This window comes from Methylomonas sp. AM2-LC (genome assembly GCF_039904985.1).
Taxonomy (GTDB): Bacteria; Pseudomonadota; Gammaproteobacteria; order Methylococcales; family Methylomonadaceae; genus Methylomonas.
On sequence record NZ_CP157005.1, the window covers coordinates 183,247 to 198,859 of the forward strand.

General features: G+C 41.7%; 15 protein-coding genes and 1 tRNA gene. 7 read left to right on the forward strand and 9 right to left on the reverse strand.

Annotation, left to right across the window (positions count from 1 at the left end; translation table 11 throughout):
• Positions 1-67: 67 nt before the first annotated feature.
• On the reverse strand, positions 68-1,735 hold the full coding sequence (locus ABH008_RS00850; RefSeq protein ID WP_347987983.1) for a Wzy polymerase domain-containing protein: 1,668 nt from the start codon (positions 1,733-1,735) through the stop codon (positions 68-70).
• 182 nt (positions 1,736-1,917) lie between these two features.
• The gene (locus ABH008_RS00855; RefSeq protein WP_347987984.1) at positions 1,918-2,358 is read right to left on the reverse strand and encodes a pilin; all 441 of its coding nucleotides are present in this window, start codon (positions 2,356-2,358) and stop codon (positions 1,918-1,920) included.
• 363 nt (positions 2,359-2,721) lie between these two features.
• Here ABH008_RS00855 and ABH008_RS00860 point away from each other — a divergent pair, with 363 nt between their 5' ends.
• Positions 2,722-2,892, forward strand: coding sequence for a rubredoxin (locus ABH008_RS00860; protein ID WP_347987985.1), 171 nt, complete (start codon positions 2,722-2,724; stop codon positions 2,890-2,892).
• 185 nt (positions 2,893-3,077) lie between these two features.
• Here the strand turns inward: ABH008_RS00860 and ABH008_RS00865 are convergent, their stop codons facing one another.
• Entirely contained in the window at positions 3,078-4,787 is a 1,710-nt protein-coding gene (locus ABH008_RS00865) for a proline--tRNA ligase (RefSeq protein ID WP_347987986.1), read from the reverse strand.
• A gap of 169 nt (positions 4,788-4,956) precedes the next feature.
• On the opposite strand from ABH008_RS00865, the gene ABH008_RS00870 reads away from it, so the two are divergent.
• The gene (locus ABH008_RS00870; protein ID WP_347987987.1) at positions 4,957-5,298 is read left to right on the forward strand and encodes an ASCH domain-containing protein; all 342 of its coding nucleotides are present in this window, start codon (positions 4,957-4,959) and stop codon (positions 5,296-5,298) included.
• Here the strand turns inward: ABH008_RS00870 and ABH008_RS00875 are convergent.
• The 6 genes from ABH008_RS00875 to thyA all read right to left on the reverse strand — a co-directional run bounded on the left by ABH008_RS00875 (position 5,276) and on the right by thyA (position 9,581).
• Positions 5,276-6,031, reverse strand: coding sequence for a putative DNA-binding domain-containing protein (locus tag ABH008_RS00875; RefSeq protein ID WP_347987988.1), 756 nt, complete (start codon positions 6,029-6,031; stop codon positions 5,276-5,278). The two genes, ABH008_RS00870 and ABH008_RS00875, sit on opposite strands and share 23 nt — an antisense overlap.
• On the reverse strand, positions 6,031-6,873 hold the full coding sequence (locus ABH008_RS00880) for a DUF692 domain-containing protein (protein WP_347987989.1): 843 nt from the start codon (positions 6,871-6,873) through the stop codon (positions 6,031-6,033). The genes ABH008_RS00875 and ABH008_RS00880 overlap by 1 nt, the downstream gene beginning before the upstream one ends.
• Positions 6,874-6,880: 7 nt before the next feature.
• Positions 6,881-7,435: a DedA family protein gene (locus ABH008_RS00885; RefSeq protein ID WP_347987990.1), complete on the reverse strand. Its 555-nt coding sequence runs from the start codon at positions 7,433-7,435 to the stop codon at positions 6,881-6,883.
• A 107-nt stretch (positions 7,436-7,542) separates the two neighbouring features.
• On the reverse strand, positions 7,543-7,995 hold the full coding sequence (locus ABH008_RS00890; RefSeq protein ID WP_347987991.1) for a hypothetical protein: 453 nt from the start codon (positions 7,993-7,995) through the stop codon (positions 7,543-7,545).
• 117 nt (positions 7,996-8,112) lie between these two features.
• Positions 8,113-8,742, reverse strand: a complete 630-nt coding sequence (gene nth / locus ABH008_RS00895) for an endonuclease III (RefSeq protein WP_347987992.1) — start codon at positions 8,740-8,742, stop codon at positions 8,113-8,115.
• A gap of 5 nt (positions 8,743-8,747) precedes the next feature.
• Complete coding sequence (gene thyA, locus ABH008_RS00900; protein ID WP_347987993.1) at positions 8,748-9,581, reverse strand: thymidylate synthase; 834 nt, start codon at positions 9,579-9,581, stop codon at positions 8,748-8,750.
• 184 nt (positions 9,582-9,765) lie between these two features.
• Here thyA and ABH008_RS00905 point away from each other — a divergent pair, with 184 nt between their 5' ends.
• The 5 genes from ABH008_RS00905 to ABH008_RS00925 all read left to right on the forward strand — a co-directional run bounded on the left by ABH008_RS00905 (position 9,766) and on the right by ABH008_RS00925 (position 14,727).
• Positions 9,766-10,362 (forward strand): TetR family transcriptional regulator C-terminal domain-containing protein, encoded by a 597-nt coding sequence (locus tag ABH008_RS00905; protein WP_347987994.1) that lies wholly within the window; start codon positions 9,766-9,768, stop codon positions 10,360-10,362.
• Between the two features lie 242 nt (positions 10,363-10,604).
• Positions 10,605-10,883 carry a DUF4242 domain-containing protein gene (locus ABH008_RS00910; protein ID WP_347987995.1) on the forward strand — a complete coding sequence of 93 codons (279 nt, stop codon included), beginning with the start codon at positions 10,605-10,607 and terminating at the stop codon, positions 10,881-10,883.
• A gap of 132 nt (positions 10,884-11,015) precedes the next feature.
• A complete protein-coding gene (locus ABH008_RS00915; protein ID WP_347987996.1) occupies positions 11,016-12,359 on the forward strand; it encodes a selenium-binding protein SBP56-related protein in 1,344 nt (447 codons plus the stop codon).
• A gap of 309 nt (positions 12,360-12,668) precedes the next feature.
• Positions 12,669-14,558, forward strand: coding sequence for a cytochrome c peroxidase (locus tag ABH008_RS00920; protein ID WP_347987997.1), 1,890 nt, complete (start codon positions 12,669-12,671; stop codon positions 14,556-14,558).
• A gap of 92 nt (positions 14,559-14,650) precedes the next feature.
• Positions 14,651-14,727 (forward strand) — tRNA-Met (locus tag ABH008_RS00925).
• The last annotated feature ends 886 nt before the right edge of the window (positions 14,728-15,613 follow it).

Genomic DNA, 15,613 nt, shown 5'->3' on the forward strand with positions numbered 1-15,613 from the left:
GAAATTACTATATTTAAGGGGTTACAAAGGGTAATATGGTGTACCAAAACCAGTCTAACCTATGAAATTAATGTCCAGCAACCAATTCTGCGGTTTTAGCGTCAAATAAAAAGGCCAGTTTATCCTGATCACCTTGTGGTAGCATATTTATCTGTTCCACAAAATCGGGAAGAAAGGTAGGATACGAAGCTACAGACCTATGAAATAACTGCAAAGCCTCCTGTGGTTTGTCATCAAATGCCAGATAAGCGGCCTGTTTATAGACTAAAGGCGGTATAGGTTCAAAATGCATGGCTTTTTCAGTAAAGGTAGCACGCTCATCGGCATGTGCACTTTCCAGCTTGAACATTACCGCAAAATATTTCATGCCATATGGTTTTAGCAATCCGCCATTACTAATGGCTACCACTTCTTGACCATCACCTGGAATAGAGTGGCCCAGTCTGGCCGCTTCGTAATACTTTTCCAGAATTAAAAAACTGCGCCCGGTATCGATCAATAAATACAGAGCAAACACTGGAATGAAACACAAGGCACCATGCATCAACCTAGTAAAGTGTAAAGTATAATGGCGACTATCATAGCAGCCTAATATGATTGCAAAAACACCTAAAAAATGACTGTACCACAAGGGATATTCAAGCATACTGTGAATGCCCAGTGTTATAAGTAATGCACACAACCACCAACTCCCAATCTCATAATACTTCACTTGTGTTTGCCAAACCTGTTTTAACCACAAACCGCCACAAATCAAAACACATAACAAACCAGCCAGACCCATTTCTGACATGATATGCAAGAACAGATTATGTGCGTGCTCGATATGGTTGTTTATTAATGCATGCGAATGCTCTTGGCTATGCATAAAAAATGCCCAATCATATTCACCAACACCTACACCCAACCAAGGTGCTTGTAGAAAAATTTCCCAGGCTTCTTGCCAAAAAAATAAACGCACAGAGGGCGTATTGGCTGAACTGCCACCCATTATTAACCTTGTGACACCCGCGCCACCATGACTTTGCAAAGGTTGCACGGCTTGCACCAATAGAGGATATAAGGACTGCCAAACTATAAAAAGTACGGCAAACAGTAAATAGCCTTTAAACAAACGCTGATAAACAACTTTATCCTGCATTTTACGCCAGAAAGCGATCAGAACGGCGCCTGCCAAAAAATATAGAAAAGCAGTTCGAGAGGTTGATAACGTCATTTCAGCAGTAAAGAATAATAACCCAAGACTTAAAATCCACCAGCCAACCCGATTACGAGCAAACAAATACAGCAAAGAACAACTGGACAAAAATACATAATCGCACAGATGATTTCTTTGGCCCAGGCTACCCACCCCCATTAACTCTGGTTGTATCTGAAAACCAGTTGCTGAAAACCCAAAATGCCTAAACTCTATGAAAAAATTCCAAAAACCGCCTGCGACAAAATAGCCACTCAACACCAAAGAAATTTTGCTAACCCCTAGTTGATCTCGAATATTTGCTACAACAACCAACAAAAAAGCAGCCCAAATTAAATACAAAATAGCCAAATGTGCACTGCTAAATACCATGGCAGTGTTGAACAGCATTTGCACTAGCACTAATCCCACCAAACTAATCGGCAACACAATAATAGCTGGAATCTTTATAGTCTTCGGCTTAACCAAAAATAAATAGCTCGCAATCACCAAAATTCCCAGCAGAAAGGCCAGCCATTCATTGACAAAATTTGTCATTGGGTCTGTACCTCTATGATAGGTAAAGGGAATGAAAACTAGCAGTCCCAATCCATGCAACAACACGACATACAATCTATTTGCGTTTATATTCGAGTTCATTAGGAAGGAAAATAATAAAAGTAAAAAAAACGAGCCCTTATCGGGCTCGTTCAATCTATATCTACAAAAGGCTAAACAAATTAACTACACGTAGCTGGTTTAGCTGCGCCAACATTAGCAGTTGTGCAAAGCCAAGACCCGCTAGAAACATTGTAAGTAAATGTGATCGTAGCTGAATTTATCGAAGAACTTGCGTTGAATGTTGCACTTATCGGACAGTTAGAACCAGATACGGCTTGATATGCAATAGTTACATAAGTACCCTTCGAAACAAAACTATTCGTCAAATAAGGATTATTAGTAGAGCTACATCCACCTGCAATACCCAGCTCAGAGATACCCTGAACAGTGGGTGTTTTAATACCGTCTAAAAGTATCATAGCCTCTGAAACTTGTGCTCTGGTGGTATAGTTTGTATAAGCTGGAATTGCCATGGCCGATAAAATACCGATAATCGCAACCACGATCATCAGCTCGATTAACGTAAAACCTTGTTGAGCTTTTTGGAATTGCATAGTCATTAATGACGCTCCTAAATTGTTATAAAGTGTAAAAAACAATTTATAACTAGCATATTGTATGCCAACATAGATTTCTATACCGATTACCCTGATACCTATTGGCTTTCTGCTAAAAATAAGTATATGAACAAAGTGTATTAATCGAATTAAAACTAGAAAAATCCACCTTATAAAGTCAAAATGTGACCATTTTGGTCACTTTTTTAAATGTCTAGCCATTCTATATAGACAGAGCGTGACAATATTTAGCCCAAGAACAGATACCCACTACTCACTAACCTACAAATAATTCATGGTTTTTTAACAACCGTGCTTGGGTTAGAATAAAAAGGCATTATTAACCTTTCAATCAGAGGCAAGAAGATGGCAGAATACAGAAAATATAAATGTAAAACCTGTGGTCATATTTATGACGAAGCGCTGGGCGACCCTAAACAAGGCATACCACCGGGTACCTTGTGGGAAGATGTACCCGAAGATTGGGGCTGCCCAAAATGTGGTGCTGTGAAAGTTATGTTTACCTTGGTACGTTAAATAGCAAGTGGATGTGCCAACCAACGGGCGGCGCATCATTCGCAAACGATGCACTTCACTAGAAAGCACCGTCCATGGGAGCCTTGTCGAAGGATAAGCAGCATAACCGTTCATCCTTCGACAGAGCTCAGGACGAACGGTTATTTCTTGGTTATCTACCTTATTAAGTGAACAGCCAACCAGCTTTAAGCCAGTTTACTTTTAATAAAGCTGACAATCTCCGCAAACGGCAATTCCTGACTTTCTGTATCGGTACGCCCCTGATATTCAACCGTACCACTATCCAAACCGCGATCGCTTAATACGATGCGATGCGGTATACCAATCAACTCCATATCCGAAAACATAAAACCGGCACGCACTTTTCTGTCATCCAGCAACACTTCTATCCCTGCCACCTGTAGTTCCTGATACAGTTTGTCTACTGTATCTCCCAAGCGATCAGATTTATGCATATTCATGGGGCACAGTGCTACCTGAAAGGGGGCCAGCTCGTTCGGCCAGATGATGCCGCGCTCATCATGACCTTGTTCAATGGCGGCTGCCACAACCCGCGATATACCAATACCGTAACAGCCCATCAGCATAATGTGATTTTTACCGGCTTCGTTGATAACCGCAGCATTCATGGCCTGACTGTATTTGTTACCCAGTTGAAAAATATGTCCCACTTCTATGCCTCGAGCAATAGTAATCTCGCCTTTACCATCTGGACTGGGATCGCCATTGACCACCATGCGTAAATCGGCAATCTGGGTAGGTAGTGGCACATCCCGCTCCCAATTAACGCCTACATAATGTTGCCCGTCCTGATTAGCACCACAAATAAAATCGGCCAGCAGGCTAACACTATGATCGGCAATAATGGGTATACGTAAACCAATAGGGCCAATGGAACCCGGTTTACAGCCACAAGCCAGCTGAATTTCTGCTTCGGTGGCAAATTGTAACGGCGAAAACACACCGGGTAGTTTTTCCGCTTTAATGGGATTTAACTCATGATCACCGCGTAACAATAAGGCTACCAAACCTTGCTCTTCGCCTCTGACTATCAGGGTTTTTAAACATTGCGCTGGACTGACTTTAAAAAACTCACTGACATCGGCAATACTGTGCTGATTGGGTGTATCCTGGCGCTGAAACTCGGCACTGGTTGCTACTCGGCTGCCAGTTGCTGGTAATGCTTCGGCTTTTTCGACATTGGCGGCATAATCGCTGCCAGTTGAAAAAGCGATAGCGTCTTCACCTGAATCGGCCAACACATGAAACTCGTGAGATACCGCGCCACCTATAGCGCCGGAATCGGCAATCACCGCGCGAAATTTAAGACCAAAACGATTAAATATATTGGTATATGTTTGATACATTACCTCGTATGTTTCCTGCAAGGAGGTTTGATCCAAATGAAAGGAATAAGCATCTTTCATCAAAAACTCTCTACAACGCATAATGCCAAAACGTGGCCGAATTTCGTCGCGAAATTTAGTCTGAATTTGATAATAGGTGACTGGTAATTGTTTATAACTTTTTAGCTCATTACGCGCCAAATCGGTAATAATTTCTTCGTGGGTAGGCCCCAAACAAAAATCACGCTCATGTCGATCTTTCAAGCGCGCCAGTTCTGGCCCATATTTTTCCCAACGTCCGGTTTCCTGCCAAAGTTCGGCTGGTTGTAAGGCAGGCATCAACACTTCCAATGCACCCGCTTTATTCATTTCTTCGCGGGTTATTTGTTCAACCTTACGCAACACCCGTAACCCCAGTGGCAACCAGGTATAAACCCCGGCAGCCAGTTTACGTATTAAACCGGCACGTATCATTAGTTTGTGACTGGCTATTTCTGCATCGGCAGGTATTTCTTTAACGGTACTAAGTGGAAATTGAGAAGTGCGCATGGCAAACCTTACAGTGGGTTAATCAAAGCGCCTATTTTACCGATTAAACGCCCAAACGCCCAATTGCTGCACTGAATTTAGGCATCAAATTGAAATTTAACTGCTTTGTACTTGCTCATTTTGAGCGTTTGCTTTAGGCTGGCAAGAAATTTTAGACTCACAGAAAATTATGACTGACAACGATTACCCCACAAAAACCTGTGCTATTGAACGACTGGTGACACAACCCAAACTAGTGGCTGCTGCACTTGCAGGCCATAAAACCCAGCAACGCCGTGATGGACTGTATGCTTATCCAGGCGAAACTTTCATTCTGGAAGGGGTAGAATTTGAAGTAACCAGTGTTGAGAGACACAAAATAGGCGACATGACCGATGCGGATGCTCAGGCTGAAGGTTTCCCCAGTTTAGCCTTGTATAAAGACATCATTTTAAAAATGCATGCCAATATGGTATGGAATGATGAAGGTTTAGTTTGGGTGCATTCCTTTAAACGCCGTCAGCCGGAATAACAATGCCTTTTAGCAACATATCCTGAAAGATTTTTAGACCTTCTCTACTCAACGTATCCGCATCAAACTGCTGTATTTCGGCACTTAGGCTGTTTATACACTGCATCGCACTACTGCCAGGTTGTTGCTCAAGAATATCCAGCAACCTGTAGGTGAGTGGTGTAATTTGCACAAAATGTACATTATAGTCCTGATCGCGATACACCAATAGATAGGTGGGAAAATCGGGCGGGGTGAGCGGTAAATACTGTGTAGAAATCTGTTGCACCGGGTACTGATAAGCCAAAGGCCAGGCCAAGGGTGACAATGCGAGTGCCTGTGTGGATAAATTTTCGATAAATGTGCTATCGGCAAGCCGAGGCTCTGCTTCAGCGATAGATAACGCCATTTCTACCCATTCGTAATGCGCCAATTCCAGTAAAAACGGATAACCTTCCACAGGCGGACGATTTTGCAGATAACTGATAAATTCTTCTGCAAACTCTGCAAAGTAAGGCGTTTTACACCGATGCGTGGCAAAAAAATCGCTACTTAAAGCCTGCCATTGCGAGTCGTCGAACAAAGTCCTAATAACTGGAAAATTACTGCTTAAAAAACTATCGAAATTATTGAAAAATAATTCATGGTACATGACCATGCGCTGCGGGTGTACATCCGCAGGCGGCACGTTCTTAAGCGGGTCGCGAATATAGGCGGCAAACTCAGCCTGCTTGCTTTTAAAATCGACAGCCATTAGGCCACCTGACTGACACGCGACGCTTGCTGTATTTGAGCAATTATCGCCACCTCTTCCAGCAAATCGGCTAAAGGCGGAAGATTAAAATCCCGCTCTAATAAGGTAGGAAACACCCCATACAAACGATAAGCTTTGCCAAGCAAATCCCAAACTGGATCAATCACCGTGGCACCGTGCGTATCGATCAAAAAATCGTCGGCTTCCACAAAATGCCCGGCAATATGAGCATAGCTAATTCGTTCTGCCGGAATCGCCCGCAGAAACGCTTCGGCATCGTAACCATGATTGACACTGTTTACATAAATATTATTAATATCGAGTAAAACATCACAATCGGCTTCAGCCACCACCGCATTGAAAAATTCAATTTCCGGTAATTCCTGACCCGGTGCCGCGTAATAGGAAATATTTTCGATAGCAATTTTTTGCTCTAATATATCCTGCACTTGCCTGATACGTTGCGCCGTATGTTTAACGGCTTCTCCGGTAAACGGCATAGGCATCAAATCGTAAAGATGCCCTTGCTGACTACAGTAACTGAGGTGTTCACTGTAAAACTTGATGCCGTGCTGAAGCATAAAATGCTTAAGATTATGCACAAAAGCCAGATCTAGCGGATCGGTACTACCTATGGATAAAGACAATCCATGACAAATAAAAGGATAGCGCTCTGTCATGGCACGAAATTGTTTGCCAAGTTTACCCCCTATATTCATCCAGTTTTCCGGTGCAACTTCGAAAAAATCAACCTGTTCAGCGGGATGGTCAATTATCTCGCTCAAGAATGAGCGTCGTAAGCCCAATCCTGCACCGTAAACTAGTTGCTGAGTGGTACGCATGGCCTATTTACTTTTCGGCTTTCTGGGTTGAACGCCAAAACAGCAAAACACCAGCTAATACCAAGGCGCTCAACAAATATACTTCGTATTTTTTAATATCGCCTATCATCGCTTCTGCCACATGCCCGAATTGATATCCAACACAACCAAAAATGATAGCCCATACCAAAGCACCAATAAAATTAAGTGCAAAAAACTTGGCCGGATTCATACGACTTGCACCAATAACAAAAGGTGTCACATTACGCACTCCGTAGATAAATCTGAATCCCAATACTACTTTAATTTGATGGCGGCGTAGTAAATCGAAGACTTTGTCGGTTTTGCGATGCCAACTCGGACGTTTTTCCAAAAAGGCGATACCTTTAAAGCGCCCCAAATAGAAAAAGGTTTGATCTCCGGCAAAGGTACCCAGAAATGCAGAGACAATGACCCAGGGTAAGGCCAAGTGTCCGGTACTTGCTAAAAAACCGGCAATGATAAGCACGGTTTCTCCCTCAAGAAAAGTAATGATGAATAGGGCGTAATAGCCATAATCATTAAGGTATTGCAAAAAGTCCATACAGGCGTGCTACAAATAAGGTAAAAGAATTGCAACCATCCAGCAAACATAAGCTTTAAGCAGGGCATCAAACACTGATACCCTGCTGGCTGAACAGTTAAAGAATATTATTTGCCTGCCGCTTTTTTGGCATCGACTGCGGCACCACAACTACCTTCGTGGCCTTTCATCATAGCCCCACAAGACATTTCTGTAGATTTTTTATTGTCTGCAGCTTTATTTGCATCCATGGCTCCGCAAGAACCTTCTTTACCTTTCATCATGGCACCACAGGTACTTTCCATACCCGCTTTCATTTTGCCATTGTTCATCATGCCGCCACATTTACCTTCACCGCAAGCACCTTCAGCTTTTTTGACGGTGTTTGCAGCCGTTTTACCATTTGCGCCACAGCCACCTTCATTTACCTTGTTGGCTGTATCAGCAGCCACTTGCATGTAGCCATTGGACAATTCAGTCATTGAAAACGGATTGCTGTCAGCAGTGACATTAGCTGCAAAACCGGAAATAACCATAGTACCCATTGCGGAAACTAGTGGAGTTTTGTTAAATTTTTTCATTGCCTTATCCTCTTATCTACTTTTATAGTTTGTTATTGTGCTAAACTTCGCGCTCAGCATCATTTATCGATAATGCTATCTGGCTAAAGTTCAACGTGGATTATTGCATATTCAGCTTTATTTCTTTTCTTTAAATTCACACCATAGCGCTATACAACAATTTTGACATTTTGGTTTTCTGGCAGTACAAGTATACCTACCGTGTAGAATAAGCAAATGATGTGCAGCTTTTTTGTAAACTTTCGGCACCGTTTTGTCGAGTTTTTTTTCAACGTCCATCACATTTTTACCCGGCCCTAAACCGGTACGGTTTGCAACCCTAAAAATATGAGTATCTACCGCAATAGTCGGCTGATCAAAGGCGGTATTTAAAATGACGTTTGCCGTTTTACGTCCAACACCTGCCAGGGCTTCCAATGCCTCTCTATTTTCCGGCACTTGCCCCTGATGATGAGTCATTAACGCCGTACAAAGCTTAATAATATTACTGGCTTTACTGTTAAACAGGCCAATGGTTTTTATATATTCCTTAAGGCCGCTTTCACCTAAGCTCAAAATGGCCGCAGGCGTATTGGCAACCGCAAACAGTTTTTCCGTTGCTTTGTTAACACCTTTATCGGTAGCTTGCGCAGATAATACCACTGCAATCAATAATTCAAATGCTGTACTATAATTTAGTTCTGTTACAGGATTGGGTATGGCTTCGCTTAACTGTGCAAAAATTTTAAGCCGCTTTTCATTATTCACCGTAATTATACCGAGATAGGCGCTTTAATAGCTGGATGTGCTTGATAATTAAGCAGTTGAAAATCCTCATAGCAATAGGCAAAAATTGATTCCGGTTTACGCTGTAACTGTATACTGGGTAACGACAAAGGCTGCCTTAACAATTGTTCCTGAGCCTGTTCAAGATGGTTCAAATATAAATGAATATCGCCACCCGTCCAAATAAAATCGCCTACCTGTAAATCTGCTTGTTCTGCCAACATGTGCGTTAGCAGAGCATAACTGGCAATATTAAACGGTAAGCCTAAAAAAGTATCGCAACTGCGCTGATAAAGCTGGCAAGACAATTTACCCTCTGCAACATAAAACTGAAACAAAGTATGACAAGCCGCCAAAGCCATTTTGCCATTAGCGACATTGACTTGTGGCGACAAGCTTTCATCGGGCAAATCTGCCACATTCCAGGCAGATACCAGCATACGGCGGCTATTGGGGGTCTGCTGTATTTGCCTCAGTACTTCAGAGATCTGATCAATCGCCAAGCCATTAGCCACCGGCCAGTTTCGCCATTGTTTTCCATAAATAGGACCTAACTCTCCTTGTTCATTGGCCCACTCATCCCAGATAGTGACTCCATTTTGCTGTAAATAACTAATATTGGTATTACCGCTTAAAAACCATAATAACTCATGAATGATTGATTTTAAATGTATTTTCTTGGTAGTCAGCAACGGAAAACCTTGCGCCAAATCAAAACGTAATTGATGACCAAAAATAGAGAGCGTACCGCTGCCGGTACGATCCGCTTTGCGATAACCTTCGCTGAGGATTTTATTTAATAAATCAAGGTATTGTTGCATTATGAGTATCAGTTTGCTGCGTTTTAATCAGAATTAACATATCTAGTCAATTAAGGACTTGCCTTACACAATTCGTAGCTATGCTTAAATCATTAATTGTATGCTGTTAGCCCACTTTACAACAATCTCTAGCGAGAACTAAATTAAACTTTACATAATAGACGACCGGTCGCATAATAAAGCCATGCACTCATTAAAACCCAAACATATTAAAAAAGACCGCTTGCTAGAACAGGGTGTCACGATCTTACTGGAAAAAGGCTATCACGCTACCGGACTGAAAGAAATTCTGGAAACCGTGCAAATTCCCAAAGGTTCGTTTTATTCCTATTTTAACAGCAAGGAACAATTTGCCGCCGAAGCAATCAATCATTACATAGAGCCATTTATTCAGCGACTTAGCTTACATTTACAAAATCCGGCTTTAACTGGGCTTGAGGCATTGCGCACTTATTACAAAGAGTTGATTGCTGAAGTAGCAGAAAGTGGTTTTAAAGGCGGGTGTTTACTGGGTAATTTGATGGGAGAAATTGGTGACACCAGTCCATTGTGTCGAAATGCGTTACTGGAAGCGGTAGCACGTTATAGCGATTTACAAAAAACAGCTCTGGAACGTGGGCAGCAAGAAGGTGTGGTACGCAAGGATCGTTCCGCCAAAAGCATGGCTGATTTAATGCTAAATAGCTGGCAAGGCGCATTATTACGCATGAAAGTGGAGCAATCGGTTGCTCCACTTAAAGCGTGTTGTGAGGATTTACTGGAAGATTATTTTATGGTTTAGATAACTATTTTAAGTAAGGGTTAGGTTCTAAAGGATGTGCAAATGCAAGTAGGCACATCAAATGCGACAGATTTTCTTCACTGGGTGAAGAAAATCCTGCAGTCCATTGATTTTATATTACCTAAATGCGCTAAATAGTTATCAGAATTGATGGGAAAGCAAAACCCATCACTCGACAGCCAAGCTGGCTGTTTTTTTAGTCCGGCACTTAAGACGACCGGTCGTTTATATTTGGAGATTTTATGCCTAAATTCATTATCGAGCGCGATATTCAGGGCGCAGGCCAGTTAACAGCAGAAGAGTTACAGAGTATTGCGCAAAAATCCTGCGGCATTCTGCGCAACATGGGGCCACAAATACAATGGTTAGAAAGCTTTGTTACCGCTGACAAAGTTTATTGCATCTATATTGCCGACGATGAAAACGCTATTCGTGAACACGCCGCACAAGGTGGCTTCCCCGCGAATCGAATCGAAAAAATCCATACCATTATTGATCCAACTACCCGCAGTAATAGCTAAGGAGGAACCTCTAAAAACCGAGCTTTAGTACTTGTTACAAATCTTGAATGAATTAAAGATTATGGTGATTACCCTAAAGCTTTCGCAAATCACAACTGATCAAACATAATAATAACTATCGGAATGCATACTATGAATAAATTATTTTTAGCAAAAAATCTGCCGTCGTATTTTAAAGCTACGCTGATTGCCTCTATACTCAGCGTGAGTGCATCATCTGCCCAGGCAGACGAAACCTGTACCTCACCCTATGCACCCAAAATCACGGGTCAAGAGGATTTTGTCTACATCTGGACATTGGGTGTAGAAGGCTTGGGAGACGAACAAGATAAACTAGTCACGGCAGATGTTAACCCCAAATCGCCTAACTATGGCAAAGTTATCAATAGCGTGTCTGTTGGCGGACGCAATGAAGCCCATCACTCTGACTTTACTGATGACCGTAAATTTTTATGGGCAGGAGGGCTGGATACCAACAAAATTTTTGTATTTGATGTGTATAGCGATCCAGCCAAACCGAAACTCACTAAAGTAATTACTGATTTTGTCTCCAAAAGTGGTGGCGTAGTGGGGCCGCATAGTTTGTATGCCTTACCGGGGCGTATGCTGATTACCGGTTTATCCAACAACAAAGATCATGGTGGACGCACTGCATTGGTTGAATATAACAATGCAGGTGAATACATAGCAACCTACTGGTTACCCACCGATAGCAATTTACAGGGTGCCATTAAATCCGGTAATTATGCTGATGGCTACAACTATGATGTCCGTGCCTTGCCACGTCACAATCTGCTTTTGACCTCCTCATTTACTGGCTGGTCGAATTACATGATGGATTTTGGAAAAATGCTCACCGACCCCGAAGCAATGAAACGTTTTGGCAATACTGTCGTGCAATGGGATTTACATAGTCATCAGCCCAAAAAAGTATTTGATGTTCCGGGCGCACCGCTGGAAATTCGTTGTGCATTGGCCGATAAACACGATTATTGTTTTACCAGTACCGCGCTGACATCTAAAATTTGGCTGATTAATACCGACAGCAAAGGCGAGTGGCAAGCGCAAGCAGTAGCTGATATTGGCGATCCTAGTAAAATTCCACTGCCTGTCGATATTTCTATTTCCAGTGATGACAAAACGTTATGGGTGAACACCTTTATGGACGGCAAGACTCGTGCCTTTGACATTAGTGACCCACTCCACCCCAAACAATTTTTTGAACAAAAAATTGGCGCACAAGTGAACATGGTATCGTCTAGCTGGGATGGTAAGCGCTTATATTACACCTCCTCCCTATTAGCTAACTGGGATAAAAAAGGCGCTGATAACGAGCAGTTTTTTAAAGCTTATCACTGGGATGGCAAACAATTGACCCAACAGTTTGCTATTGATTTTACCAAGGAAAAACTAGGACGAGCACATCAGATGCGCTTTGGTGCTTATGCTTTATATGACAAAAAAAATAAGTCATAAGCAATTAAGCATATAAGGTGACTACACCTCGGCAGCTAAAATGAAAGTAACGATTCGGCGTAATTTTTTATAACTTAAAAGAAATGAGCGACAGGATACACTGAACACAGTAAAGTGCATTTGTCGCGATTAATGCGCCGCACATTCTACAGATGTGATTAAGCTTGAATTGTTACAAAACGCTTAGCTAAAGCTCAAGCCAGCCCTTAAAACTGGCTTTTGGAAGGGGTATATAGTTGAAAATGACCGTTTGATCTTAGCTAACAACTTGGTCAAACGGCTCTTAACCCTGTTTAACTCACGTCAAAGATGCGCAGAAAAGCAACTCCAATTTATGTTTATATAACGGCTTTACTTTGTTTGGCGTGCAACGTTAGCCAGGCAGATACGTCTACAGCAGCGCCTGGTTACTATCCACTGGCTTTCCAACCCGCTGCTCCGGGTAGTTATCAGTTACCTATCATTGGACAGGCTGGCAACGGCGAGGTAATTACAACCGATAATAAAGCCACCACACTTTATCAACTTATGGATAATAAGCTGGTATTGCTGAGTTTTATCTATACCTCCTGTAGCGATGTCAATGGCTGCCCGTTAGCCACCCAAGTACTCCATAAATTATCCCGCCAGCTGCAAAAACAACCCGAATTAGCCAAACATGTGCGCCTACTAACCTTAAGTTTTAATCCCGAACATGACAAGCCAGCCGCTATGCAACATTATGGTGAAGGCTTGAACAGTAATACGGTCAACTGGCAATTTCTGACCACTCAGTCAGAACAACAACTAAAGCCTATTCTTAACGATTATCCGCAAAATATTCAAAAAATTGTTGATAAAAACGGCGAATTTACGGGAACCTATTCACATCTACTCCGCGTATATTTAATAGATACTCACCAGAAAATTCGCAATATCTATAACGTAGACTTTCTACATGCCGATACAGTCATTAATGACATCAAAACCTTATTGGAAAACCCTGCATCGGCCAAGCCAAAGACAATTATCAGTCATGAAAACCTGTTTCGGCCGGGTGACGATAAGCAAAATTATCAACAAACAGACTATCAAACCCACTCTCTCGCTCTGGAACTTCGCCAAGGCCATGCTGCCAACTTGATTGAATATGCTTTGAAACCACCCTTAGGTTTACCCAAATTACCTCAACCAGCCAACAATGCTGTAACCACCGATAAAATAGCCTTGGGTCGGAAATTGTTTTATGACCGCCGACTATCATTTAACAATACCTTTTCTTGCGCCATTTGCCATATTCCCGAACAGGGCTTTAGCAGTAATGAATTGCGCACGCCGATAGGCGTGGAAGGGCGTAGCATTCGCCGTAATGCACCGACTTTATACAATGTGGGTTATGCTAGGCTATTATTTCATGATGGACGTGAAAATCAGCTGGAACAACAAGCTTGGGGACCTTTATTGGCACATAATGAAATGGCTAATCCCTCTATTGGATATGTGGTAGATAAAATTAAAAACAGCGCCGATTATAATGGCCTTTTTGAATCAGCGTTCCACAAACCCGCTGGCATGGAAACTATAGGTCAGGCACTGGCAAGTTATCAACGCACACTGAATGCAGCAGATTCTGCATTTGACCGCTGGTATTACGGCAAACAACTTCAAGCCCTAAGTTTGCAGGCACAACGTGGTTTTCGCTTATTCACTGGCAAAGCCGCTTGTAACCAATGTCATAGTCTAGACAAGCACTATGCATTATTTAGTGATCAAAATCGGCATAATACCGGCATAGGCTATCGTGAAGCCATGCAATTAACGCCTGCAAAAAAGCAAGTACAAATAGCCCCCGGCACTTTTATAGACGTTGCCAGTCAACAACTCAATACTATTTCCGAAGTGAAAGAAAATGATCTTGGCTATTATGAAATCAGCCAAACCCCAAACGACCGCTGGGCATATAAAACGCCCTCGTTACGCAACATAGCACTTAGCGCACCCTATATGCACAATGGCTCTATAGCAACACTGGAAGAAGTGGTGCGTTTTTACAATGCTGGAGGTGTTGTAAACGAAAACTTATCGCCTTTGATAAAGCCATTAGGCTTATCCGAGCCAGAAATTGCAGATCTGGTAACTTTCTTACAAGCATTAACTGCAAACAATATTGCAGCCTTGGTAGCCGATGGTTTTGCGGCCCCCGTAGGTGAGAGCCATTAAACCTAAAATCTATCCTTTTGATTTATTAATTACCTGAATCGAAAAAAAGTCTTGCCAAACAATAATAATCATGTCAAAATGCATAGCTCAATCGCGGGGTGGAGCAGCTTGGTAGCTCGTCGGGCTCATAACCCGAAGGTCGTAGGTTCAAATCCTGCCCCCGCTACCAGACATATAAAGGCTTAGGTTTAACGACCTAGGCCTTTTTTGTTGCGCGCCACATATCAAATTAATTCACCTCGATAAACAAGGTTTCACTAACTAAGCCGCATCAATGATATTTACGATAGTGATTGGTGTACCTAGCATTGGCTTTCGCCACAACAATACCCCCTTGTTAGTAATCCAAAGTATTGTCGTTCAAAAAATGGCTTATTAACCATTGTTATTACAAGTAAAACACCTATTGTATTATTCTCATTTAATAAATATAAAACAAGTTATGATTTATTTTTCACAAAATTATCTTAATTTTATTTTAATAAATCCTTAACATTAATTTCATACTTATTTATTAGAATAAATCTCAACTTTACAGAAATTAATTTAGAACAGCCATAATTTTGGCTTCTGAAGTAAATAGTAATACCTTATTAAACAAAAGCTCTAGTTAAACGGCTATGCCAATAAAGAAGCGGGTATAGGTAAACTCAAGAATGGCAAACTTTTGGGTTTCATTTTAACCCAACCCAACTTATGGAATAAAACCATATAGCACGGGTTGAAATCTAAAATCCAATGACTAAGAATTGAATTTTCAAAAGCTTATGGGTAATCAGGAGGTGATTTTATTTTATTAATGGCAGAAACTTTCTATAAATTTTTTACCCATTGAACTTTGTTACCACTATTAGGAATAGACATATAAAGTTAACTTTATTTTAGGGAGCATAGATCGAGACATGTCGAGCTTAGCACAAATCCAATATCAGCCCGAGAAGACGCACTTTAAAAAATGCCGAAATGAGTCAATGGCCTCATAAATTGTATTCCCGAAAAAACTTTGATTTTTTTTAAAAAACTTTATTAAATCTGTTACTGATTCATATAGATCT